This window comes from Yoonia sp. R2-816, from assembly GCF_046762905.1.
Classification (GTDB): domain Bacteria; phylum Pseudomonadota; class Alphaproteobacteria; order Rhodobacterales; family Rhodobacteraceae; genus Yoonia.
Window position 1 is genome coordinate 289,149 of the sequence record NZ_JBKQXN010000185.1, and the last position, 23,149, is coordinate 312,297.

A 23,149-nucleotide genomic window follows, 5' to 3' on the forward strand; every position below is an offset into this window, starting at 1 on the left:
GACGATAACCCGGTACTTAATAGATGAACCGTTTTACTCTCCAATCGCTGGCGTGTCGCTGCTCCAGATCGCAGCCACTAACCTTGCACGCATCACCGGATGCGATCTGGCCTGGCGCGGCATTCATTTGCCCTTCCACACCGGATCGCGTTTTTCGGCAAAGGCGCGCGCGCCTTCCAGGTTGTCCTCTGACCCATAAAGCACATCGACCGTCCGCAATTGCCGCCCCGTGATCCGGTTCAGCGCGTCCTGAAACTTGCTGTCCTCGGCGTCGCGCACGACCTCTTTGATCGCCGCATAGACGAGCGGCGGACCGCTGGCCAACATCCGCGCCATGTCCCAGGCCTGATCCATCAACGCGTCGGCCGCGTGGATCTGGTTCACAAAGCCCCAGCGATGCGCCTCTTCCGCGTCCAGCCAGCGGCCCGTCAACAGCATTTCCATCGCGATGTGATAGGGAATGCGCTTGGGCAGCTTGATGGATGCCGCATCGGCCACCGTCCCCGACCGAATTTCGGGCAAGGCAAATGTCGCATGATCCGCTGCCAGAATGATATCGGTAGACAAGGCCAGTTCCAGCCCGCCACCGCAGCAGATCCCGTTCACCGCGGCGATCACCGGCTTGTTCAGATCGCGCAGTTCCTGCAGGCCCCCAAAGCCACCAACCCCGTAATCACCATCCACCGCGTCACCATCCGCAGCCGCCTTCAGATCCCAGCCGGGGCAAAAGAATTTCTCGCCCGCACCGGTCACGATGGCGACACGCAACTCAGGATCATCGCGAAAACCGGCAAAGACATCGCCCATGATCCGGCTGGTCGCAAGATCGATCGCATTGGCCTTGGGGCGGTCCAGAGTCACCTCCAGCACGCCACCTTCGCGGCGGGTCTTGATCGGATTGGTCATGATGTCCCTTTCACAAGCAGGGCGTCGGCAACGACGGCCCGGTCCTTTGTACAGATCAGTGGATTGATCTCAATCTCTGTCACGTCGCCATGCGCGCCCACGTAGTCCTGCAATTGCATGACAGCCTGCACAATCGCGTCCAGATCGGCCCCCGGCTGACCGCGATAACCCTGCAAGATTGGCGCGATGCGCAAGCAGCCCAAGGCGTCGCGCAAGGTATCCGCATCAACCGGCAACAAAAGCGATTGGCGATCCTGCAGCAATTCGGTCAACGTACCGCCAGCCGCAAGGGTCAGCACAAAGCCATGCGCGGGGTCGGCGACGACACCGACCAGCAACTCCGCAACCGCCCCGCCGATCATCTCTTCGATCAGGAATGTGTCCGCCTGCATTGCATCCGCCGCAGCCAGAACCGCCGCCATATCGGATAGGCCCACGACCACCGCGCCCTTCTCGGTCTTATGGGCCACCCCTTCGCCTTTCAAAACCAGCGGAAAGCCAACCTCAGCGGCAGCCCCTGCCAACCCATCCCGCGACACGCCCGACACACGACGCGGCACATCCATTCCGGCGGCGGCCAAGGCGACCTTGGCCTCGCCTTCGGTCAATGTCCGGGTCCGGTCCAGCACCGCAACGGGCCAGACCGGGGGCAAAGGTGACGCAACTGGCGATGCAGCAGCCCGGATCGCCATGAACCCCTGATCAACATCCGATAGCGGCACAATACCCTGCGCCATCAAACGGGTCGCAGTCTCCTCCGGCATGTTCTCCGGCATAGTCGCCAGCACGGCAAACTGGCCAACCTCTGCCGCTGCAGCCTCAATCGCCTCGACCGTCGTGATCCAGTCGGCAACCGAACACCGGTCCGCATGCGGAAAATCCAGCACCACAATCGTCAGGTCCAGATCCGGCCCGACCATGGCCGCGAAAACCGCCGTCATGGCCGGTTTGTTACGCCAGATATCGGTGTGATAATCCAGCGGATTGGTCAGTTGAACAAGCGGGCTGAGATGCTGCGAAAGAACGTCATGCTGCGCACTTGAAAGGGTTGGAAATATCAGCCCGTGACGGGCCGCGGCGTCGGCCATGACGCTCGCCTCACCCCCCGAACAACTGAGGGACGCAATGCGAACGCCGGGCAACCTGCCAAAGCAGTGGAAGATCTTGAGCGTTTCCAGAAAAACCGTCAGCGACAACACACTCGCGATCCCCAGCCGGGCCATCAGCGCCTCTGCCCCCGCCGCACTTCCAGCCAGCGACGCGGTATGCGACACGGTCGCGCGCTGTGCCGCATCCGACTGTCCGACCTTCAGCGCGACAATCGGCTTGCCAAGCTCTGCCGCCAACGCCGCCAAACCCTCAAACCCCGGTACATCGCCGAAACTCTCCACATAAAGACCCAGTGCCGTGACCCGGTCGTCGCCTAACAAGGCCGCGCCAATCTGCGCCATCCCCTGCTGCGCCTGATTGCCTGCTGTCACGACATAGGCAATCGGCAGTCCCCTGCGCTGCATGGTCAGGTTGATGGCGATATTCGACGACTGGGCAATAATCCCCACACCCCGTTCCACCGGCACCAGACCATGCTGATCCGGCCAAAGCGCAACCCGGTCCAGTGCATTCAGCAGGCCATAGCAATTCGGCCCCAGCACCGGCATGTCGCCCGCCGCCTCCAACAGCGCGTCATGCAGACCGGCGCCATCGGCGGCCTCCTTGAACCCGCTGGCAAAGCAGACGGCACCCCCCGCCCCCATCGCGCGCAGCGCGGCCACAACCCCGATGGTCGCCTGCCGGTTCACGCCCACATAAACCGCATCCGGCACGCCCGGCAGATTATCCAGCGTGGCAAATGCCCCTTCAGCCGTCGGATGCACATGCCAGACCGGCCCGGCAAACCCGATCTTGCGGGTCTGTTCCAGCACGGCACGGCACCAGGCACCCCCACCAACCACTGCAATCGACGCGGGCCGCAGCAGACGCTCCATCAGGCCCCCAGCGGACGCAGCAATTCGCGGCTGATAATGTGGCGTTGAATTTCCGAGGTCCCGTCCCAGATCCGTTCCACCCGCGCATCGCGCCAGAACCGTTCCACCGGGAAGTCATCCATCAACCCCATGCCGCCGAAAATCTGCAAGGTCGTGTCGGTGACCTTCGCCAGCATCTCTGAGGCATAAACCTTCGCACTCGCAATCTCACGGTTGGCAGGCAATCCCTGATCCAGCCGCCAGGCCGCTGCCAGCGTCAGGAGATCCGCGGCATCAATCTCGGTCACCATATCGGCGATCTGGAAACTGACGCCCTGAAACTTGCCAATCGGTTGGCCGAACTGCTTGCGCTCGGCGGCATACTGCAATGCCAGATCAAAGCAACGCCGGGCACGACCCACACACATCGTCGCCACGGTGATGCGCGTGGCATAAAGCCACTCATTCATCACTGCAAAACCACCATCGACGGCCCCTAGAACCTGCGCATCAGGCAACCGGCAATCGTCAAACTCGAGGATCATGTTCTTGTAACCGCGATGGCTGACCGACTTGTAGCCGTCGCGCACCGTGAAGCCCGGCGTACCGCGATCCACCAGAAAGGTCGTGATCCGCTTCTTGGGTCCACGCGGGGTGTCATCCTCACCCGTCGCCACGAACACGATAAAGAAATCGGCATGATCCGCGCCCGAGATGAAATGCTTGGTCCCGTTCAGCACCCAATCGCCGCCATCGCGCCGGGCATTGCATTTCATGCCGCGCACATCCGATCCGGCATCGGGTTCCGTCATCGCCAGCGCATCCATGCGTTCGCCGCGCACCGCGGGCAGCAGATACCGGTCAACCTGATCCCCCGCACAGGCCATCAGGATATTCTGCGGGCGGCCAAAGAAATGGGTCAGCGCCATGGACCCTCGGCCCAACTCACGCTCTACCAGCGCGAAATCGACATGAGACAGGCCCGCGCCCCCGACACTTTCTGGAAAATTGCAGGCATAGAAGCCAAGCTCTTGCGTCTTGGCCTTGATCGCCTCGGCGATGTTAGGGGGCACCTCACCCGTGCGCTCGACCAGATCCTCATGCGGATAAATCTCATTCTCGACAAAGGACCGCACGGTCGAGACGATCATCTCCTGCTCATCGCTCAGGCCAAAATCCATGCATCTCCTCCCGTTTCGGGAAGCCTAGAACCAGATTATCCGGTCTGACAAACGGAATTTGCGCAGTGGCGTCAAAACCTTAACAGCGCATTCACAATTCGACCGTGCGCGGCATTAAAGGGGGTAAAAACGGCAAAGGGGTCCGACGCTTTGCCGACGCAAATCCGACGCGATGCCGACAGCCCGTTTTCGCCCCATCGCCAATATTAACAGGTGATTCCCGCAAAACCGCGAAAACCGGCAAAGCGCCGGTGTTGCGCACCCCACCGAACGTTGCCTAGACATCAAGGAAAACCGTCTCCCCCGGCCCTTGCAGATGAATATCAAACCGGTATGCACCCGGCCCGACCTCGTGCATCACCATCGTCTGCGCCCGCGTTCCATCCAGCCCCGGCACATCAGGCACCTGCCCCGGCCAATAGGCCCGCGTATGCAGTCCGATATTGATCCCCCGCGCAATAATCCAAAGCGTCAGAAACACATCCTCCGTGCGGCGGGTTTCGATGCGGAACTCACCCGTTTCGGCATCAGACGCAGAGCGCCCAAACGCCCCGATATCCGCCTGCCACACCTCGACCACCGCATCGGTCACCGGCGCGCCATCGCCGTCGTAGATACACCCTGTCAGGACTGCATCAGGGTCAGAAACCATAACAGTCCCAATGTCTTGGCCGTAGACCCCAGCAATCCCTGCCGCATTGGGCATCAGCCCAATATGCACATAGGGCCCTGCCGTCTGCGACGGTGTTTCGCGCGCCATCACATACCCTCCGGTCTGTCTTCAAACGGTGTCTGCCGCCGCCCGCGCAGCACGATATCGAACCGATAGGCCAGGCTGTCCATCGGCACCGCCGCATCCATATCCAGCGTTGCGGTCAACGCAGCGACACCATCCGCATCCAGCACCGATTGCACGATGGGGCAAAGCAGGATCAGCGGGTCACCTTCGAAATACATCTGCGTCACCAGCCGCTGCGCAAAGGCCTGACCAAAAAGGGAAAAATGAATATGCGCGGGCCGCCAGCTGTTCGGCCCATTCGGCCAAGGATAGGCCCCCGGCATGATCGTGTGGAACCGATACGCCCCATCAGCGCCCGTCACCACGCGCCCACAGCCGCCGAAATTCGGATCAAGCGGGGCCAGATACCCCTCGCGCTTGTGGCGGTAACGGCCCCCGGCATTGGCTTGCCACACCTCCAGCAAGGCCCCCGGCGCCGGGCGCCCAAACTCATCCATCACGCGGCCATGCACCACGATCCGAGGGCCGATGGCCGCCCCACCTTCCGCCGCGAAATTGTGAATAAGATCAGCATCCTCCTGCCCAATCAGATCAGGGCCAAAGACCGGCCCGCTTTCCTCTGCCGGGCTGGTCGGCATCAGCAACAACGGTTGTTGCGGGGCACGCAGCCGCGTCGATTTGTAAGGCTCATAAAGCGCTGGCGGATGCCGCGCCCGATCCCGTGGTGGAAACTCATTCACCGCGCATCTCCGCGAAAACCTCCTTGGCGATCTTCACCGCGTGATTGGCCGCAGGCACGCCCGCATAGATGGCAACATGCTGAAACGCCTCCATAATATCCCGCTCGCTGGCCCCGGTATTGGCGGTGGCGCGGATATGCATCGGGATTTCGTTGAAATTCTTGGTCGCCGCCAGCAGCGCCAACGTGATCATCGACCGCTCGCGCAGACTGATCGCGTCGGATGACCAGACAGTGCCCCAGGCGCCTTCGGTCACAAGTGTCTGAAACGGCTCATCCAATGCGGTCTGGCGCGCCTGAGAGACATCTACATGCGCATCACCCAGCACTTGCCTGCGCCGCGCCTCTCCCTGTTCATATCGGTCCATGACAATCCCCTAATATGGCAATCCAACGTAATTCTGCGCCATCGCCGCCTGCGCGGCGGCGTTGCTGCGCAGGAACTCCAACTCGGCCCGCTGTATCCGCAGATCAAACTCGGACTGATCGGGATAGCGGTGCATCAGCGAACTGAACCACCAACTGAACCGCTCCACCTTCCAGACCCGCGCCAGCGCCTGTTCGGAATAGGCGTCGATCCCGTCGGTAACCCCATCTTCATAGTATTGGCGCAAACCTTGGTACAGGTAATGTACATCCGACGCCGCCGTGTTCAGCCCCTTGGCCCCTGTGGGCGGCACGATATGGGCGGCGTCACCGCACAAGAACAAACGACCCCAGCGCATCGGTTCGGTCACGAACGATCGCAGCGGGGCGATGGATTTTTCAATCGACGGCCCGGTGACAAGGGCCTGCGCCTGATCAGGCGGCAAACGGCGTTTCAACTCGGCCCAGAACGCATCATCGGTCCAATCGGCCACGCTATCGGCCAGCGAACACTGGATGTAATAGCGGCTGAGTTGCGGGTTGCGCATGGAACAGAGGGCAAAACCGCGGTCGGAATTGGCATAAATTAACTCTTCGTTAACCGGTGGCGTTTCCGAAAGGACGCCAAGCCAGCCGAACGGATAAACCTTCTCATACTCGCGCCGCACCGACAGCGGGATCGTGTTGCGGCTGACCCCGTGAAACCCGTCGCATCCGGCGACAAAATCACAGTCGATCCGCTGAGGCGCGCCATCGACATTATAGGTCACATAAGGCGCGTCAGTGTCCGCATCACAAATCCGGACCTGATCGACATTGAACACCGTCTTGGCGGTGCGGGCATCGTAAAGATCGCGGGTCACTTCGGTCTGGCCGTAGACCATCACCGGGCGGCTCGTATGTTCGGTGAAATCCACCCGAAACATCTGATCTCCATAGGAAATCAGCGTACCATCATGGCGGATACCCTCGCGCTGCATCCGGTCGCCGCAGCCCGCCTCCTCCATCAGATCAACCAGCCCCTGTTCCAGCACACCAGCCCTGATCCGGGACAATACATAATCGCGGGTCTTGCGTTCCAGCACGACCGTATCAATGCCGCGCTTATGCAGCAGCTGACCCAAAAGCAGCCCCGAAGGGCCGCCGCCGATGATGGCAACTTGTGTCTTCACGCTATCCTCCCGCAACCAGTCTGGCGGCAGGACAAGGCAAAGTAAATCACCCCGCAGGGCGGTTATTGCCGCCAATAGCCGTGGTCAGCCGTGCCGCAGCCGCCATCACAGGTTCGGCCAGTTCGGCAATGCGATCCTCAGTAATGCGGGATGTGGGGCCCGATACGGAAATGCCCGCCACCGCCTCTCCAAACACGTTATAGACAGGGGCAGCTATGCAGCGCATGCCAAGGTTTCGTTCCTCCCCGTCAATCGCATAACCCCGCGCCTTGGCCGCATGCAGATCGGCGATCATCGCCTCAGGGTCGGTCAGCGTATGCGGGGTAAATTGTTCCAGCTTGCTCGCCGCCAGCACCTGCCGCTGGCGCGCATCGTCCATGCGGGACAAGAGCGCCTTGCCAATGCCAGAGGCATGCATGGCTGACGCGGTGCCGGGCGGAAAGAAGGCGCGGATCGTGGCATGTGTTTCGACCTGCCCAAGGAACAGAACCTTGCCATCACGTTCGATGCCCAGATTGGCGGTTTCCCCTGTCGCCTCCATCAACTCGCGCATGATGGGCCGCGCCCGTTCGACCAGCGACGTGCGGCGCAGAAACTGCGAGCCAGTCAGGAAGGCCGCAGCGCCGATGTTCCAGACCTGTGACTGTTCGTCAAAATCAGCAAAGCCGCGGCCCTGAAATGTCGTCAGCACGCGATAAACCGTTGCGGGTGACTGATCCAAAGCGCCCGCAATCTCTGACAAGGTGCCGCCGCCCATGTTTCCCAGTTCCACCAGCACCTCCAGCGCGCGATCCAGCGATTTGATCGTGTTCTGCTGGCCCTTGTCATCCCAGGCTTTGGGGCGGCCACGGGCGCGTTTGGTATCCTCTTCCACGATTCTCTTCCTCCGCATGAAAAACAATTTCACATTATGAAAAATACAACCACCTGACAACAAACGGTTTTCCAGTCCACCAAGTTCTTGAAAAATAATTTCAAAAAAATTGAGTGACGCAGGGGCATCTGGCAAAACACCATCAACCTAATGGAGGATAGGCCAATGAGTTTTCAGAACCCCGTCTTTATTCCCGGCCCCACCAACATGCCCGAGGCGATCCGCAAGGCGTGTGACATGCCCACGATCGACCATCGGTCGCCCTTGTTTGGCCAGATCCTGCACCCCGTGCGGGCCAATGTGCAGCAAGTCCTGAAATCTGACAGTGTCGAGATTTTCATCTTTCCATCCACCGGCACCGGCGGCTGGGAGACCGCGCTGACCAACACGCTGTCGCCCAGCGACAAGGTGCTGGCCTGCCGCAACGGGATGTTCAGCCATAAATGGATCGACATGTGCCAGCGTCACGGGCTGGATATGCAGGTGATCGAAACACCTTGGGGTCAGGGCATTCCGGCCGGCGAAATGGCCGAAGCGCTGATGGCCGACACCGGCCACACGATCAAGGCGGTGCTGGCCACCCATAACGAAACCGCCACTGGCGTGAAATCCGATATCCGCGCGATCCGCAATGCAATGGATGCCGCAGCGCACCCCGCAATGCTATTCGTAGACGGCGTGAGTTCCATCGGGTCAATGGATTTCCGCTTTGACGAATGGGGCGTGGATATCGCCGTGACCGGGTCGCAGAAAGGGTTCATGCTGCCTGCGGGTCTTGCCATTGTCGGGTTCAGCCAGCGCGCGCTGGATGCGACCAAGACCGCAAAACTGCCACGCACCTTCTTTGATATCAACGACATGACCGCTGGTTATGCCGCCAACGCTTATCCCTACACACCCGCTGTCGGCCTGATGAACGGGCTGCTGCTGTCCACCGAAACACTGCTGAAAGAGGGGCTCGACAATGTCTTTGCCCGCCACCATCGCATCGCGTCCGGCGTGCGGGCTGCTGTTGACGCGTGGGGCCTGAAACTCTGTGCGGCCAGCCCGGATGTGGAATCCGACTCTGTCAGCGCTATCTTGACGCCTGAAGGGTTCAATGCCTCGGACATCGTGACACTGGCCGCCGAAAAATACGGCGTCGCCTTTGGCACCGGCTTGGGCGAGGTCGCAGGCAAGGTATTCCGCATCGGGCATCTGGGCAGCATGACCGACGTCATGGCCCTGTCCGGTATCGCAACGGCGGAAATGTGCATGGTCGATCTGGGGCTGGATATCAAACTCGGCTCGGGCGTCGCGGCAGCTCAGGATTACTATCGCGGGCACACGGCCCAAAAACTCAAGGATGCAGCGTGATGAAAGATATCACAGACATGTATATTCCAACCTATGACGATGTGATCGCCGCCCATGAACGGATCAAGCCGTATATCCACCGGACCCCTGTCCTGACCTCAAGCTATCTGAATGATCTGACCGGGGCCGAGCTGTTCTTTAAATGCGAGAACTTTCAAAAGGCAGGTGCGTTCAAGGTGCGCGGAGCGTCCAACGCGGTATTTGGTTTGAGCGATGAAGACGCCAAGAAAGGCGTCTGCACCCATTCGTCCGGCAACCACGCGCTGTCCCTGTCCTACGCGGCCGGCCGCCGTGGCATCCCCTGCAACGTGGTCATGCCACGCACAGCGCCACAGGCGAAAAAGGATGCGGTGGAAGGCTATGGCGGGATCATCACGGAATGTGAGCCATCCACCACATCGCGTGAGGAGGTGTTTGCCCAGGTTCAGGCCAAGACCGGCGGCGATTTTGTGCATCCTTATAACGATCCCCGTGTGATTGCGGGCCAGGGCACCTGTAGTCGCGAATTCATGGAACAGACCGATGGCGTGGACATCATGGTTGCCCCTATCGGTGGCGGCGGGATGATTTCAGGCACCTGCCTGACCCTGTCGAACATCGCGCCAGAGGTGCAGATCATCGCGTCAGAGCCAGAACAGGCCGACGACGCCTATCGCAGCTTCAAGGCCGGTCATATCATCGCCGATGATGCCCCGGTCACCATCGCGGATGGCTTGAAGGTCCCGCTGAAAGAGCTGACCTGGCATTTCGTCAGCAATCATGTGACCGATATCTTCACGGCGTCAGAGCAGGAAATCATCGACGCGATGAAACTGACCTGGCAGCGCATGAAGATCGTAATGGAGCCAAGCTGCGCCGTGCCACTCGCCACAATCATCAAGAACCGCGACTTTTTTGCAGGCAAACGCGTCGGTGTGGTGATCACCGGCGGCAATGTCGATCTGGATAAGCTGCCCTGGATGCAGGGCTGAGGAGGAAGAAAATGAACGATATGAGCAACCTGAAAAACCTTGAAGTTGGCTATGACGTCCCGGCCATCCCTGGCATGGACGAGGCTGATATCCAGACCCCCTGCCTTGTGCTGGATCTGGACGCGCTGGAACGCAACATCAAGAAAATGGGCGACTACGCCAAATCCCACGGTATGCGCCACCGGGTCCACGGCAAGATGCACAAATCGGTCGATGTCGCCCTGCTGCAAGAAAAGCTGGGCGGATCTGTCGGTGTGTGCTGCCAGAAAGTTTCCGAAGCCGAGGTGTTCGCCCGTGGCGGCATCAAGGATGTGCTGGTCTCAAACCAGGTCCGCGATCCGCAAAAGATCGACCGTCTGGCCCGGATGCCCAAGCTGGGAGCGCGGACCCTTTGCTGTGTTGATGATATCGACAATGTGGCCGACCTGTCTGCCGCCGCGCAGAAGCATGGCACAATCATCGAATGCCTGGTGGAAATCGACGTGGGCGCGGGCCGCTGCGGCGTGCAGTATGGTCAGCCGGTGGTTGATCTGGCAAAGGCCATCGACGCTGCCCCCGGTCTGAAATACGCCGGTATCCAGGCCTATCAGGGCGCGATGCAGCACCTTGATAGCTATGAAGAGCGCAAGGCCAAAACAACAATCGCCATCGATCAGGTCCGCGAAACGCTCGACATGCTGAAGGCTGAAGGGATCGAGTCTGATATCGTCGGCGGTGGCGGTACCGGGTCCTACTATTTCGAAAGCAATTCGGGCGTGTTCAACGAATTGCAGTGCGGGTCTTACGCCTTCATGGATGCCGATTATGGCCGTATCCTCGACAAGGATGGCAACCGGATTGATGAAAACGAATGGGAAAACGCGCTGTTCATCCTGACCTCGGTCATGAGCCACGCCAAGGCGGACAAGGCCATCGTGGATGCAGGGCTGAAGGCGCAGTCGGTCGATAGCGGCTTGCCCACGATCTACGGGCGTGACGATGTGGAATACGTCAAATGCTCCGACGAACATGGTGTCGTGGCCGACCCCGATGGTGTGCTCAAGGTCAATGACAAGCTCAAGCTGGTGCCCGGCCACTGCGACCCGACCTGCAACGTGCATGACTGGTATGTGGGCGTGCGGAACGGCAAGGTCGAAACGCTCTGGCCCGTATCCGCACGCGGCAAGGCGTATTAAACAACACCCGCCTCGGGCTTGATCCGGGGCCTCCACGTCACTCCACGAGGTCCCGGGTCAAGCCCGGGACGCGTTGCACCCAATACCGGAAGACCCACCATGATCATCGTCCCCGAAGCCGCGATTGCGGATATCCTCACACGCGCCGACGCCTTCACCGCCGTTGAACAGGTTTTTGCAGCCATGGCTGCAGGCGATGCCTACAACTTCCCCGTGGTCCGAGAGGCGATTGGCCACGAAGACGCGCTTTACGGCTTCAAGGGCGGGTTTGATGGCAAGGGCATGTCGCTGGGCCTTAAGGCGGGCGGGTACTGGCCGCACAATCTCGAACGACGCGGCTTGATCAACCACCAGTCCACGGTGTTTCTGTTTGATCCCGATACCGGTAAAGTCGCCGCCATGGTCGGCGGTAACCTGTTGACGGCCCTGCGCACGGCAGCAGCATCATCCGTGTCGATCAAACATCTGGCGCGTAAAGACGCCAAGGTCATGGGCATGATCGGCGCGGGCCATCAGGCGAAATTCCAGCTGCGCGCCGCCTTGGAAACCCACAATTTCGAAAAGGTCATCGGCTGGAACTACCACCCTGAAATGCTGCCCGGTCTGGCCGAAGTGGCAAAGGAAGCAGGCGTGCCATTCGAAGAGGTCAGCCTTGACGGTATGGTCGAGGCTGATGTGGTCATCTCCATCACCTCCGTCTTCTCACCCATCTTCGGCGCGGCCCATATCAGCCCCGGCACTCATATGGCCTGCATGGGGACTGATACTATCGGCAAACAGGAATGCGAAACCGATCTGGTCGTCACGGCCACCGTATTCACCGATGAGATCGCACAATCCGTGACTTTGGGCGAGACGCAACATGCGGTGAAGTCTGGGTTGAAAACCAAGGACGACATCACCGAACTTGGCGCCGTGATCAACGGCACGCATCCCGGGCGCAACAGCGATGACGAGATCACCCTGTTCGACGGGACCGGTGTGGGTTTGCAGGACCTCGCTGTTGCCGCCTCAGTCGTTGATCGGGCCGTTGAAAAGGGCGTCGCAATCGAGGTTGATTTTTAGGCGCGAATTCTGCGAAACGCAAAAGCCCCCGCAAATGCGGGGCTTTCTTTGTTCGAGTAACAGCGATTAGTCGCCGTTCAGCGATCCTTGCCCGTTGCCAGACAGACCACCGGCAACCTCATCCGTTGCTTCGCCAGACAGTTCCTCGGGCAAGAGCAGGTTCAGCACAATCGCGATGAATGCTGCGGGCAGCAGGCCCGACGTCATCAGGATGCGCGCTGTATCCGGCAGGCCAGCAACGGCACCGGGTTCCAGTTGCAGCCCAAGACCGATGGACAGGGCAATCGCAAAGATCACCATGTTGCGGCGGTTCCAGTTCACGTCTGACAGCATCGAGATACCGGCAGCAACCACCATACCGAACATGACGATCACACCGCCACCCAGCACCTCAATCGGGACGGTGCGGATCACGCCGCCGACCTTGGGCACCAGCCCACAGATGATCAGGAAGATCGCGCCGCAGGTCACGACATGCCTGCTCATCACGCCGGTCATGGCGATCAGGCCGACATTCTGGCTGAACGATGTGTTCGGAAAGCCGCCAAAGATACCGGCAATTGCGGTACCCAAACCATCGGCATAGGTGGCCCCTTCGATCTCTTTATCCGTGGCCTCGCGCCCGGCCCCACCTTTGGTAATCCCGGACACATCGCCCACCGTTTCAATGGCAGAGATAAAGGCCATCAGGCAGAAGCCGATAATCGCAGCAGCGCTAAACTCGAACCCATATTTGAACGGCTGCGGCAATGCGAAGGCGGCAGACCGTTCCCACGAACCGGTCACGGCAGACCATTCCAGAATACCGACGCCCAGCGCATAGCAATAGCCGACGATCAGACCGATCAGCACGGCTGACACGGAAAGCATGCCGGAAGTGAAAAACTTCATGCCTAGCGTGACGATGATCACGACCAGCGCGGCAGACCAGTTCAAAAGCGAGCCATATTCGGGTGTCCCGATGGCAGGCACACCGCCAGCCGCGTATTGGATGCCGACTTTAACCAGCGCCAGACCAATCATCGTGACCACCAACCCAGTGACCAGCGGCGGCAAGGCAAACCGGATCCGGCCAATGAACACGCCAAGGACAGCGTGGAACAGGCCCCCAATGATGACGCCACCGAAAAGTGCCGCCAGCCCGTCCACGCCTTTGCCCGCGACCAATGGGATCATGATCGGGATGAAAGCAAAGGATGTGCCCTGCACAATCGGCAGCTTGGCCCCAACCGGTCCGATTGAGATGGTTTGCAGCAGTGTCGCCACGCCCGCAAACAGCATCGACATCTGGATCAGATACAGAAGTTCTGGAAAATCGGGCGAGTTTGATCCAAACCCGAAACCCGCAGCTCCTGCCACGATGATGGCTGGCGTGACATTGGATACGAACATCGCCAGCACGTGCTGGATACCCAACGGTATGGCCCTGTACAGGGCGGGTGTATAATTGGGATCGCGCAGTTGGTCCGGCGTCCCGATGGATGAAGTTGTCATTGATCGTCCCCTGTTGTTGCCGATCTTACGCGCCGGTCACTCGTCGAAAATCACGCGGTAAGGCGTGGTGAAATGATGCTCCTCCAGATTGTCGCCTTTGCCTATCCGGTCGATCACGGCAAAAAGACCGGGGCCGGTTAAAGGGGTGAGCACCCCATGCCAGACCCCACGGTGGAAATTGATGCCCTCTCCCGGGGCGGTGATGAAGGCCTGTGGCTGCAGGTCCGTGTCGGCGACAATGACCAGAAATGGGTCCATGCTCATCGGAATGAAGGCCTGTGACCCAAGTGGATGTCGTTCGACCAGATCCAGCTTGTAGGGCAATTGCCGCAGTTCAGACCGGAACAGGCTGATGCCGACACGCCCATCACAATCGACCTTGGCCCGGTCGTGAAATCGGCCGCACAGCCCCGCATTGATGATCTTGTCCGGATCCCCCTCGCAATTCAGCACATCCCCAAATGGCGCGAATGCTTGCGTGGTCAGGGGTGTTATGCTGATGTCATGGGTCATCGGGGCAGCATGTCTTTCAGCCGGTGCAGGGCGATGCGTTCGACCTGATGGCAGGCCTCTGCAAATTCTGTCTTCCGATCATTTTCCAGCCGCGCCGCGAATGCAGCCTTGATCGACGCCTTGTCATGGTCTCGCACGGCGATGATGAAAGGAAAGCCGAATTTCTCGGTATATGCCGCGTTTTGCGCCGCAAATTCGGCGCGTTCATTGTCCGTCAGCGCGTCCAGCCCCGCGCTGGCCTGCTCTGCCGTGCTTTCCGCCGTCAGCCGCTTGGCCGTGGCGAGTTTGCCTGCAAGATCAGGGTGGGCTGTCAAGACGCTCAGCCGCTCTTCCTCGGACGCAGCCCGGAATGCCCGACACATGGCGTTATGCAACCCGGTCGCTGTGTCATGAACAGGGCCAAGCTCCAGATCGAAGGCCCGCTCTTCCACCCATGGTGAATGTTCGAAGACATGATCGAAATTCTGCATGAAAGTGGCCTTGTCCATCTGCGACGGGCGCGCCCAGCGCTGATGCGAATGGGTTTTGGCCCAGTGGTCGGCAATCTGTTCGCGGGTGGCGAACCAGACCCCTTCATGGCGTTGGACATATTCAATGAACTCCCGCAACGCCTCTGCCCGTCCGGGTCGCCCAATCAGGCGGCAATGCAACCCGATGGACATCATCCGCCCGCCTTCGCGGTACAGCGCATCAAAACTGGCCTTCAGATAGTCCAGAAACTGCGCGCCCGCATTGAACCCCTGCGGCGTGGCAAAACGCATGTCGTTGGCATCCAGCGTATAAGGGACGATCAACTGGTCGCGCCGCCCGAACTCCATCCAGTAAGGCAGATCATCGGCATAGCTGTCAGCGACATAGGCAAACTGCCCGGTTTCCGCGGCCAGCCGAACCGTATTCATCGAACAGCGGCCCGTGTACCAGCCGCGCGGGGGTGTGCCGACCACCTCGCTATGCAGGCGGATCGCCTGCTCCATATGGGCACGCTCCACATCCTCCGGCGCATCCTTGTATTCGACCCATTTCAGCCCGTGGCTGGCAATTTCCCAGCCCGCATCCTTCATCGCCGCGACCTGTTCCGGTGCGCGGGCCAGCGCGGTCGCGACCCCGTAAACCGTCACCGGCAGGTCAGCCATCATCCGGTGCAACCGCCAGAACCCGGCGCGCGCCCCGTATTCATAGATGGTTTCCATGTTCCAGTGGCGCTGACCAGGCCATGCAGCAGCGCCGACAATCTCGGACAGGAAGGCCTCTGATGCGGCATCCCCATGCAGCACGTTATTCTCGCCGCCTTCCTCGTAGTTCAGGACAATCTGCACGGCAATCCGCGCGCCGCCGGGCCACTGCGGGTCAGGCGGGTGCGCCCCATAGCCGGTCATGTCACGTGGATATCGTTTCACGCGCTTACTCCCATTCATTGTCAGGTTAATCTGAAAGATCCCAAGCGTTTTTCAAATTCTTCACGAAACACTTTCGGCGGCTTTGATCGCGCTGGCAATGCGGCCTATCATGAATTCCATGAACAGGCGGGTCTTGGGGTCCTGATGCCGCCGATGGGTATAGAGGCAGGCCATCTGCACCGGTTCCGGCGGAGTCGCCTCTGCCACCGGGATCAAGGCACCGGACGCCAGATGCTCGGCCACTTCGAAACGCGGTTTCAGGGCGACGCCCTGCCCTGCCAACGCCCAATCGGTCAGCACATCGCCATCATCGCTTTCCAACCGCCCGGCGACACGGAATTTTTGCGGGCCGTCCGCCGTGATCAGTCGCCACTGAAACTCCGACGCGCCCGGAAACCGAAGGTTCAGGCATTCATGGCCATCACCGACCAGCGCCGCGCCATCCGCCGGATGCCCGCGCCGCGCGATATAGGCAGGCGACGCGACCAGCACCCGCGCCACATCCGCAATCTTGCGAATGCGCAGGTTGCTGTCGGCGGGTTTGCCCAGATGAAACGCCAGATCAAGGCCCTCTGCCGTCATGTCCACATTCCGATCTGTCATGCGCAGACGCACGCCGATCAGCGGGTATTCAGCGGTGAAATCCGGCACATGCGGCGCGATCAATCGCCGCCCGACGCCCAAGGGTGCGGCCACATGCAGCAACCCCTTCGGGTTTTCGGTCAGATCGGTCACCTGCGCCTCGGCATAGTCCACCGCATCCAGCACCGAACAGGCCCCGCCATAAAACGCCTTGCCCTGTGCGGTTGGCGTCAGGCTGCGGGTGGTCCGCTGGAACAGGCGGACCGCCAGATGATCCTCCAGTGCCGATATCCGGGCCGAGGTGACCGCAGGCGATATCCGCAAATCGCGGCCAGCCGCCGACATTGACCCCAATTCATAGACCCTTACGAAGGTCCGGATATTCTCAAGATACGACATTATTTCGCAATTTTTGATAGAGCCTTGCAATATCAGGGAATACAAGAAAACCAACGCCCTGACTAGACTGGGCGCAAAAGGGGACGTGCCATGTATGACATCGCTATCTTGTGGGACTGGATCGCCTTTGCGGTGCGCTGGCTGCATGTGATCACGGCGATCGCGTGGATCGGGTCATCGTTCTATTTCATCGCGCTCGACCTGTCGCTGAACCGCGATATCGCTGGTCCCGCAGATGGTGAGGAATGGCAGGTCCATGGCGGCGGGTTTTACCACATCCAGAAATACCTAGTGGCGCCCGCCGCGATGCCAGAACACCTGACCTGGTTCAAATGGGAAAGCTATTGGACATGGCTGTCCGGGTTCGCCCTGCTGGCGGTCGTCTATTGGGTCGGGGCAGAGCTGTATTTGATCGACCCCAGCAAGGCCGATCTGGCGATCTGGCAAGGTATTCTGATCTCTGCGGCGTCGCTCGCCTTGGGCTGGATCGTCTATGACCTCCTGTGCAAATCACCTTTGGGCGAACAGCCGACAACCCTGATGGTGCTCCTGTTCATCCTGCTGGTGGTGATGTCATGGGGCTACAATCAGGTCTTCACCGGGCGCGCGGCGCTTCTGCATCTTGGGGCCTTCACCGCCACAATCATGACCGCCAACGTCTTCTTTATCATCATGCCGAACCAGCGGATTGTGGTGGCCGATCTGAAGGCCGGGCGAACGCCTGATGCCAAATACGGCAAGATCGCCAAGCTGCGGTCGACCCACAACAACTACCTCACCCTGCCCGTGATCTTCCTGATGCTGTCGAACCACTATCCGCTGGCTTTCGGCACCGAATATGCATGGATCATCGCCGCACTGGTTTTCCTGATGGGCGTCACGATCCGGCATTATTTTAACTCCATGCATGCCCGTAAAGGCAGACCGACATGGACATGGGCGGTGACCGTGATCCTGTTCATCCTGATTGCGTGGTTGTCCACCCAACCGGGGCATGATAGCTATGAAGAGGCCGAGGCGCGCGCGCTGACCCCTTACGAACAACGCTTTGCGAGCGCAGGAGGGTTTGAGGAGGCGCATGACATCGTCATCGGCCGCTGTTCGATGTGCCACGCGCGCGAACCGGTCTGGGGGAACATGCAATGGGCACCGAAGGGCGTATTCCTGGAAACCGAAAGCGACATCGCACGGTACGCGCGGCAAATCTATCTGCAGGCCGGTGTCAGCCACGCCATGCCACCCGCCAATATCACCAACCTGAGGGCCGAAGACCGGGCCAAACTGATCGCGTGGTATCAGGCCGGATCGTAGGATGGGTTGAAACCCATCTTACGTCGCATCAAACGCTGCGATGATACGGCGGGCCAGGGTGCTTGACTGCCCATAGCTGACCAGATGCACGTCCAGCCCGCTCTTCGCATGCAATCGCAATGCGCGAAGCACCGCAGCCTCGATCCAGTCCTGCCTGTTCCCAAAGGCACCACCGCCCAGCATCGTCAGAAACACGCGGTTATTGCCGGTCTGCGCCGCGTTCCGGATTGCGGCAAGCAGTGTCGCCTCATACGCAGCCTCCAGAACAATCTGTGCCAGAGGTGCCCACAAACCGGCATCCACATCAGAATAGGCGACAGGCATCGCGCTGCAATACACTTGGCACACAAGACGTGCGGCATCATTGATGGTCACCTGGGTCCCACTATGGACACCCACGCGCAATGCGGTACGCACCGCATCGCGGTCCAACCGGTCCAGTTGGGCATTGATGACACGCAGACTGTCAGCGGTGGGCAACGCATAGCCATTGCGCATCTCCCACAGGAAATGTCGATCACTGCCCAACAGCCGCCCGAGATCCGCGAGGCAATCAATCTGGCGATCAGCGGTCTGACCGATCCCGCCATCAAGTGGGACGAAATAGTTGCGATAGATGGTCCCCGCGAGACAGGCCAGCGCACAGGCCGGACCTTGGGTCAGATCATGTTCATACCGCCCAACACCCATTTCGGGTGTTACCGACGGGCCGATCATCTCGAGCAGATTGAATTGCGAGGCGACCTGAAACGTCGCGCACTCATTCTCCGGGCGCATATGCAGGCGTTGTATGTCGGCGACGACTTCCTGAACGGTCAACAGGCCCAGTGTCTGCGGGCGTCACGCTTTCGCGCAGCTCGCTCAGCGATGGGGTGGATAGCTTGCCAGTCTCGGCCCGCCACCCGGTGATATCCGACACAATCACCGTTCCATCCAGCGACAGGTTTTCATAAACGCGCGCGGGCGTCTCGTCGGTGATACCGGTCAGTTCTTCAAACCATGTCATATGCATGCCCGACAGAGGCCACATCGTAAGATGGGTTTCAACCCATCGCGGTTCAAAGATCGATCCGCATCCCCGTTTCGGCGTCAAAGAAATTCAGCGCACCCGGCGCAATCGACAGACCGACCACATCGGTGCTGTCCTCATCCATCCGCCCCGGCAATCGTGCGGTGACTGTCACCCCGTTCAGCGCGAAATTAAGATAGCATTCGGCGCCGGTGTTCTCGATCATCGTCGGGCTGACCTGCATATCGGGATTGCCCACCGCCAGCATCAAATGCTCCGGGCGGATCCCCACCTGTACCGCCTGCGGCAGGCCCGCCAGTGCGGCAAGGGTCACATCACCCATCGCCAACCGGGCACCATCGACCTTGGCCGGGATAATATTCATCGGTGGTGACCCCATGAAATCCGCGACAAATGTATTGGCAGGGCGGTCGTAAATCTCCTGCGGGGTGCCGATCTGCTGGATATCGCCACCTTTCAGCACCACGATCCGGCTGGCCAGTGTCATCGCCTCGATCTGGTCATGGGTGACGTAGACGATGCTGGCCCCAGTCGTCTTGTGCAGGCGCTTGATCTCGGCCCGCATCTCGACCCGCAGCTTGGCGTCGAGGTTCGACAGGGGTTCATCGAACAGAAACAGCTTGGGGTCGCGAACCAATGCTCTGCCCATGGCAACACGTTGGCGCTGACCGCCGGACAGTTGGGACGGGTTGCGGTCCAACAGGTGATCAATCTGCAACAGCGTTGCCACCTGTAGAATCTTAGCGTCCATATCTGCCTTCGGCACCTTACGAATTCTCATGCCAAAGCCGATATTCTCGCCCACCGACATGGTGGGGTAGAGCGCATAGCTCTGAAACACCATCGCGATATCGCGGTCCTTGGGTGGCTCCTGCGTCACATCGCGCCCGCCGATCATCAACGACCCGGCGGTGATTTCCTCCAGCCCCGCGATGCAGTTCAGCAGGGTGGATTTGCCGCAGCCGGACGGGCCGACCAGCACAAGGAACTCGCCCTGCGCCATCTCGATATCGATATCGCGCAGTACCTCGACAGCGCCGTAGGACTTACCCAATCCGCGCGTTTCCAGCGCCGGTTGCATGCTCACGTCAAAGGCCATGGGTCTTGCTCCTCCTTCGGGACGGGACCGGTCGATGCGCGCACGATCAGCTCGGCCCGGTCGATTTTCTGTTCGGCTGGTGCGCCGCTGACAAAGTCGATCAGCAGGTTCGCCAATGGCACGCAGGCATCGCGCAACGGTGCCCGCGTCACGGTCAGGGCGGGGTCGAAACTGACCGCGCGCATCAGGGGCAGCGCATCGTCATGCGCCATGACCGACAGATCGTCGGGCACAAGCAAACCACGATCCTTTGCAGCACGGATCACACCAGCGGCGATCAGGGTTGAGGCACAGATCATCGCCGTAGGGCGGGCACCATCACGCCCCGACAGCATGGAAAGCGCGGTCTTATAGGCGTCCATTTCCGTCTCGGCATTCGCGGCAACAAAGGCGTCGGGCACGATCAGCCCTTCCGCATCGACCGCATCGCGAAACCCGCGCAGGCGATCCACGGCATAGGCATAGCGCAACTGCCCGTTGAGCAGGGCAATCCGCTTGTGGCCCAGCGAGGCCAGCAATTTCACCGCATCTTCGGACACCGCAGCGTTGTCGATTCCATAGCAGGCATAATCGACATCGGGTGCTGTCTGCCCATGCATCACAAAAGGAATGCCCTTTTCGCGCAGGAACGCGACCCGTGGATCATCCGGCACAGGTGCGTTCAGGATAAAGCCGTCCAGAATGTCACGCTCCATCAGTTTGCGGTAGGGGAGGACAGGATCGTCATCCTGATCGACGGCCAACACCAGATCGACATCACGCGCGCCAAGTGCGGCGGTCAGCCCAGTCAGCATCTCGAAAAACGTCTGGTCCGCGCTCATATCAGCCCTGATCTTGATAATCATGCCCACCATGCCGGACCGACCGGTGACCAGCCGCTGCGCCACGCGATTCGGACGATACCCCAGCCGTTCAGCGGTTTCGCGGACCTTGTCGCGGGTCTTGATATTCACTTCGGGAAAGCCGTTCAGCGCCCGGCTGACGGTGGCTGCCGACAACCCCAGTTCCGCGCCTATATCCTTAAGCGTTGCCACACGCTTCCTCCTCAAAGCGATTGCATTACTGACGCAGATTATCGCAAAGTTCCGCAAATTCCTAGTTCAAATCACAAATTAAAACGTTTTGAATTATGAAACTGATTTGTTAACTTACCCCCGAATCAAAAGGAGGCACCCGGATGAGAGAATGGTGGCGCGACGCGGTGATCTATCAGGTCTATCCGCGCTCTTTTCAGGACGACAACGGCGATGGCGTTGGCGATCTGAAGGGGATTACACGCCGCCTGCCCCATATCGCGGCCCTCGGTGCCGATTGCATCTGGCTGTCCCCGATCTTCCGATCCCCGCAGAAAGACATGGGTTACGACGTGTCGGATTATACCGACATCGATCCGCTTTTCGGGTCACTGGAAGATTTCGACGCTTTGATCGCCCGCGCCCATGAACTGGGGCTGAAGGTCATCACCGATCAGGTCCTGTCGCACACCTCCGACCAACACCCATGGTTCCGCGAATCCCGGGTCAGCCGCGATAACGACAAGGCGGACTGGTATGTCTGGGCCGATCCCTTGCCCGACGGATCGCCCCCCACCAACTGGCACAGCCATTTCGGCGGGCCCGCTTGGGAGTTCGATCCGCAGCGCGGGCAGTACTATCTGCACAACTTCCTCGCTGCCCAGCCAGATCTTAACTTTCACAACCCTGAAGTGATCGATGCAATCCTTGAGACCTGCAAATTCTGGCTGGATCGGGGGCTGGATGGGTTCCGCCTCGACACGGTGAACTACTATTTCCACGACGCGCAATTGCGCTCAAACCCGCCCGCGCAGACCCGCCCACAGGTCATGGCGACCGATCTTTATGGGATGCAGGACAACATCTATAACAAGACGCGGCCGGAGAACCTGAACTTTCTCGAACGGTTGCGCGCGCTGACCGATCAGTATGATAACATCATGATGGTCGGCGAGGTCGGTGAAATGGGCGCAAAATCCATCCGCATCATGGGCGATTACACCGTCGGCACCAGCCGCCTGCACATGGCCTACAGCTTTGCCATGCTCGGCCCTGACTTTACCGCTGATCATTTCCGCAGCTGCATCGAAGGGTTCCAGCAAGGCGCACCCGATGGTCACCCCAAATGGTCGTTCAGCAATCACGACGTGCCCCGCCATGTCACTCGCTGGGCCGATCATGCCGTCAGCGACACCGATATCGCCCGGCTCGCCTGCGCGATGCTGATGTCGTTCGAAGGCACCATTGGCATTTATCAGGGCGAAGAACTGGGCCAGACCGAAACCGAACTGACCTATGACGAGCTGACAGATCCACCCGCGTTGCGCTTCTGGCCAGCGATCAAAGGGCGCGATGGCTGCCGGACCCCGATGGTCTGGGAAAAGGACAAGCCCAACGCCGGTTTCAGCACCGGGCGCCCGTGGCTGCCGGTCAAAGCACCACAAGCGGCCCTGTCCGTTGACGCGCAAGAGGCCGCCAATGACAGCACGCTGCATTTCTACAAAAGCGCCATTGCCTTCCGCAAAGCACAGCCTGCGCTGACCGCTGGCAAGACATCATTCATCAACCTGCCCGAACCGCTGCTGGCCTTTCATCGCAAGGCAGACGGGCAGACGATCACCTGCGCGTTCAACTTGTCTAAGGACAGCCAGGTCATCCAACTGACCGGCGCGGCGACCCTGACTGGGCCCCGCCACGCCAATCTTGATGGGCCGACGCTGACACTACCCGGCAACGGCTTTGCCTACCTGAACCATGACGGGGCGCTCGCCCTGTCCGCCTGATCCAACTCTCTGGGAGGAG

22 protein-coding genes are annotated in these 23,149 nt (G+C 60.0%); 6 read left to right on the forward strand and 16 right to left on the reverse strand.

Features of this window, described 5'->3' with window-relative positions:
* Positions 1-123: 123 nt before the first annotated feature.
* From ACFWW2_RS10850 to bhcR, 8 genes are all read right to left on the reverse strand, one after another.
* A complete protein-coding gene (locus ACFWW2_RS10850) occupies positions 124-906 on the reverse strand; it encodes a carnitinyl-CoA dehydratase (protein WP_393928057.1) in 783 nt (260 codons plus the stop codon).
* Positions 903-2,891, reverse strand: coding sequence for an acetate--CoA ligase family protein (locus ACFWW2_RS10855; protein WP_393928058.1), 1,989 nt, complete (start codon positions 2,889-2,891; stop codon positions 903-905). Before ACFWW2_RS10855 ends, ACFWW2_RS10850 begins: the two co-directional genes overlap by 4 nt.
* On the reverse strand, positions 2,891-4,051 hold the full coding sequence (locus tag ACFWW2_RS10860) for an acyl-CoA dehydrogenase family protein (protein ID WP_393928060.1): 1,161 nt from the start codon (positions 4,049-4,051) through the stop codon (positions 2,891-2,893). Before ACFWW2_RS10860 ends, ACFWW2_RS10855 begins: the two co-directional genes overlap by 1 nt.
* Positions 4,052-4,328: 277 nt before the next feature.
* Positions 4,329-4,811, reverse strand: coding sequence for a protocatechuate 3,4-dioxygenase subunit alpha (locus ACFWW2_RS10865; RefSeq protein WP_393928061.1), 483 nt, complete (start codon positions 4,809-4,811; stop codon positions 4,329-4,331).
* Positions 4,811-5,530 carry a protocatechuate 3,4-dioxygenase subunit beta gene (gene pcaH / locus ACFWW2_RS10870; RefSeq protein WP_393928063.1) on the reverse strand — a complete coding sequence of 240 codons (720 nt, stop codon included), beginning with the start codon at positions 5,528-5,530 and terminating at the stop codon, positions 4,811-4,813. The genes ACFWW2_RS10865 and pcaH overlap by 1 nt, the downstream gene beginning before the upstream one ends.
* A complete protein-coding gene (pcaC, locus tag ACFWW2_RS10875; RefSeq protein ID WP_393928064.1) occupies positions 5,523-5,897 on the reverse strand; it encodes a 4-carboxymuconolactone decarboxylase in 375 nt (124 codons plus the stop codon). The genes pcaH and pcaC overlap by 8 nt, the downstream gene beginning before the upstream one ends.
* A gap of 9 nt (positions 5,898-5,906) precedes the next feature.
* Positions 5,907-7,067 (reverse strand): 4-hydroxybenzoate 3-monooxygenase, encoded by a 1,161-nt coding sequence (gene pobA / locus ACFWW2_RS10880; protein ID WP_393928066.1) that lies wholly within the window; start codon positions 7,065-7,067, stop codon positions 5,907-5,909.
* A 46-nt stretch (positions 7,068-7,113) separates the two neighbouring features.
* Positions 7,114-7,959 (reverse strand): HTH-type transcriptional regulator BhcR, encoded by an 846-nt coding sequence (bhcR, locus tag ACFWW2_RS10885; RefSeq protein ID WP_393928067.1) that lies wholly within the window; start codon positions 7,957-7,959, stop codon positions 7,114-7,116.
* Positions 7,960-8,106: 147 nt separating this feature from the next.
* On the opposite strand from bhcR, the gene bhcA reads away from it, so the two are divergent.
* The 4 genes from bhcA (at position 8,107) to bhcD (ending at position 12,508) form a co-directional block, all read left to right on the forward strand.
* Positions 8,107-9,297, forward strand: a complete 1,191-nt coding sequence (gene bhcA / locus ACFWW2_RS10890) for an L-aspartate--glyoxylate aminotransferase BhcA (protein WP_393928069.1) — start codon at positions 8,107-8,109, stop codon at positions 9,295-9,297.
* On the forward strand, positions 9,297-10,268 hold the full coding sequence (gene bhcB, locus ACFWW2_RS10895) for a beta-hydroxyaspartate dehydratase BhcB (RefSeq protein WP_393928070.1): 972 nt from the start codon (positions 9,297-9,299) through the stop codon (positions 10,266-10,268). Before bhcA ends, bhcB begins: the two co-directional genes overlap by 1 nt.
* Before the next feature lie 11 nt (positions 10,269-10,279).
* Complete coding sequence (gene bhcC / locus ACFWW2_RS10900) at positions 10,280-11,443, forward strand: 3-hydroxy-D-aspartate aldolase BhcC (RefSeq protein ID WP_393928071.1); 1,164 nt, start codon at positions 10,280-10,282, stop codon at positions 11,441-11,443.
* A gap of 99 nt (positions 11,444-11,542) precedes the next feature.
* The gene (gene bhcD / locus ACFWW2_RS10905; protein ID WP_393928073.1) at positions 11,543-12,508 is read left to right on the forward strand and encodes an iminosuccinate reductase BhcD; all 966 of its coding nucleotides are present in this window, start codon (positions 11,543-11,545) and stop codon (positions 12,506-12,508) included.
* Between the two features lie 66 nt (positions 12,509-12,574).
* On the opposite strand, the gene ACFWW2_RS10910 is transcribed toward bhcD, so the two are convergent.
* Genes ACFWW2_RS10910 through ACFWW2_RS10925 form a run of 4 tightly spaced genes read right to left on the reverse strand, consistent with a single transcriptional unit; the run spans position 12,575 to position 16,893 of the window.
* On the reverse strand, positions 12,575-14,002 hold the full coding sequence (locus tag ACFWW2_RS10910) for a uracil-xanthine permease family protein (protein WP_393928074.1): 1,428 nt from the start codon (positions 14,000-14,002) through the stop codon (positions 12,575-12,577).
* A 36-nt stretch (positions 14,003-14,038) separates the two neighbouring features.
* On the reverse strand, positions 14,039-14,515 hold the full coding sequence (locus ACFWW2_RS10915) for an ureidoglycolate lyase (RefSeq protein WP_393928075.1): 477 nt from the start codon (positions 14,513-14,515) through the stop codon (positions 14,039-14,041).
* Positions 14,512-15,912 carry an allantoinase PuuE gene (puuE, locus tag ACFWW2_RS10920; RefSeq protein WP_393928076.1) on the reverse strand — a complete coding sequence of 467 codons (1,401 nt, stop codon included), beginning with the start codon at positions 15,910-15,912 and terminating at the stop codon, positions 14,512-14,514. The genes ACFWW2_RS10915 and puuE overlap by 4 nt, the downstream gene beginning before the upstream one ends.
* 60 nt (positions 15,913-15,972) lie before the next feature.
* Positions 15,973-16,893, reverse strand: coding sequence for a LysR family transcriptional regulator (locus ACFWW2_RS10925; protein ID WP_393928077.1), 921 nt, complete (start codon positions 16,891-16,893; stop codon positions 15,973-15,975).
* Between the two features lie 90 nt (positions 16,894-16,983).
* On the opposite strand from ACFWW2_RS10925, the gene ACFWW2_RS10930 reads away from it, so the two are divergent.
* On the forward strand, positions 16,984-18,204 hold the full coding sequence (locus tag ACFWW2_RS10930; protein WP_393928078.1) for a urate hydroxylase PuuD: 1,221 nt from the start codon (positions 16,984-16,986) through the stop codon (positions 18,202-18,204).
* A gap of 18 nt (positions 18,205-18,222) precedes the next feature.
* Here the strand turns inward: ACFWW2_RS10930 and ACFWW2_RS10935 are convergent, their stop codons facing one another.
* From ACFWW2_RS10935 to ACFWW2_RS10950, 4 genes are read right to left on the reverse strand one after another with little or no spacing between them, the layout of a single operon-like run.
* Complete coding sequence (locus ACFWW2_RS10935; protein WP_393928079.1) at positions 18,223-18,981, reverse strand: hypothetical protein; 759 nt, start codon at positions 18,979-18,981, stop codon at positions 18,223-18,225.
* A complete protein-coding gene (locus tag ACFWW2_RS10940) occupies positions 18,965-19,216 on the reverse strand; it encodes a hypothetical protein (protein WP_393928081.1) in 252 nt (83 codons plus the stop codon). Before ACFWW2_RS10940 ends, ACFWW2_RS10935 begins: the two co-directional genes overlap by 17 nt.
* Positions 19,217-19,262: 46 nt before the next feature.
* On the reverse strand, positions 19,263-20,315 hold the full coding sequence (locus tag ACFWW2_RS10945) for an ABC transporter ATP-binding protein (RefSeq protein ID WP_393928163.1): 1,053 nt from the start codon (positions 20,313-20,315) through the stop codon (positions 19,263-19,265).
* A 2-nt stretch (positions 20,316-20,317) separates the two neighbouring features.
* Positions 20,318-21,367, reverse strand: a complete 1,050-nt coding sequence (locus ACFWW2_RS10950) for a substrate-binding domain-containing protein (RefSeq protein WP_393928082.1) — start codon at positions 21,365-21,367, stop codon at positions 20,318-20,320.
* 143 nt (positions 21,368-21,510) lie between these two features.
* Here ACFWW2_RS10950 and ACFWW2_RS10955 point away from each other — a divergent pair, with 143 nt between their 5' ends.
* Entirely contained in the window at positions 21,511-23,130 is a 1,620-nt protein-coding gene (locus tag ACFWW2_RS10955; RefSeq protein WP_393928083.1) for an alpha-glucosidase, read from the forward strand.
* Positions 23,131-23,149: the final 19 nt, after the last annotated feature.

Bases quoted from the DNA above. Each gene is read 5' to 3' on its own strand.
- ACFWW2_RS10850 (WP_393928057.1), bottom strand. From the start codon at position 906: ATGACCAATCCGATCAAGACCCGCCGCGAAGGTGGCGTGCTGGAGGTG.
- ACFWW2_RS10855 (WP_393928058.1), bottom strand. From the start codon at position 2,891: ATGGAGCGTCTGCTGCGGCCCGCGTCGATTGCAGTGGTTGGTGGGGGT.
- ACFWW2_RS10860 (WP_393928060.1), bottom strand. From the start codon at position 4,051: ATGGATTTTGGCCTGAGCGATGAGCAGGAGATGATCGTCTCGACCGTG.
- ACFWW2_RS10865 (WP_393928061.1), bottom strand. From the start codon at position 4,811: ATGGCGCGCGAAACACCGTCGCAGACGGCAGGGCCCTATGTGCATATT.
- pcaC (WP_393928064.1), bottom strand. From the start codon at position 5,897: ATGGACCGATATGAACAGGGAGAGGCGCGGCGCAGGCAAGTGCTGGGT.
- bhcR (WP_393928067.1), bottom strand. From the start codon at position 7,959: ATGCGGAGGAAGAGAATCGTGGAAGAGGATACCAAACGCGCCCGTGGC.
- bhcA (WP_393928069.1), top strand. From the start codon at position 8,107: ATGAGTTTTCAGAACCCCGTCTTTATTCCCGGCCCCACCAACATGCCC.
- bhcB (WP_393928070.1), top strand. From the start codon at position 9,297: ATGAAAGATATCACAGACATGTATATTCCAACCTATGACGATGTGATC.
- bhcC (WP_393928071.1), top strand. From the start codon at position 10,280: ATGAACGATATGAGCAACCTGAAAAACCTTGAAGTTGGCTATGACGTC.
- bhcD (WP_393928073.1), top strand. From the start codon at position 11,543: ATGATCATCGTCCCCGAAGCCGCGATTGCGGATATCCTCACACGCGCC.
- ACFWW2_RS10910 (WP_393928074.1), bottom strand. From the start codon at position 14,002: ATGACAACTTCATCCATCGGGACGCCGGACCAACTGCGCGATCCCAAT.
- ACFWW2_RS10915 (WP_393928075.1), bottom strand. From the start codon at position 14,515: ATGACCCATGACATCAGCATAACACCCCTGACCACGCAAGCATTCGCG.
- ACFWW2_RS10925 (WP_393928077.1), bottom strand. From the start codon at position 16,893: ATGTCGTATCTTGAGAATATCCGGACCTTCGTAAGGGTCTATGAATTG.
- ACFWW2_RS10930 (WP_393928078.1), top strand. From the start codon at position 16,984: ATGTATGACATCGCTATCTTGTGGGACTGGATCGCCTTTGCGGTGCGC.
- ACFWW2_RS10935 (WP_393928079.1), bottom strand. From the start codon at position 18,981: ATGCGCCCGGAGAATGAGTGCGCGACGTTTCAGGTCGCCTCGCAATTC.
- ACFWW2_RS10940 (WP_393928081.1), bottom strand. From the start codon at position 19,216: ATGCATATGACATGGTTTGAAGAACTGACCGGTATCACCGACGAGACG.
- ACFWW2_RS10945 (WP_393928163.1), bottom strand. From the start codon at position 20,315: ATGCAACCGGCGCTGGAAACGCGCGGATTGGGTAAGTCCTACGGCGCT.
- ACFWW2_RS10955 (WP_393928083.1), top strand. From the start codon at position 21,511: ATGAGAGAATGGTGGCGCGACGCGGTGATCTATCAGGTCTATCCGCGC.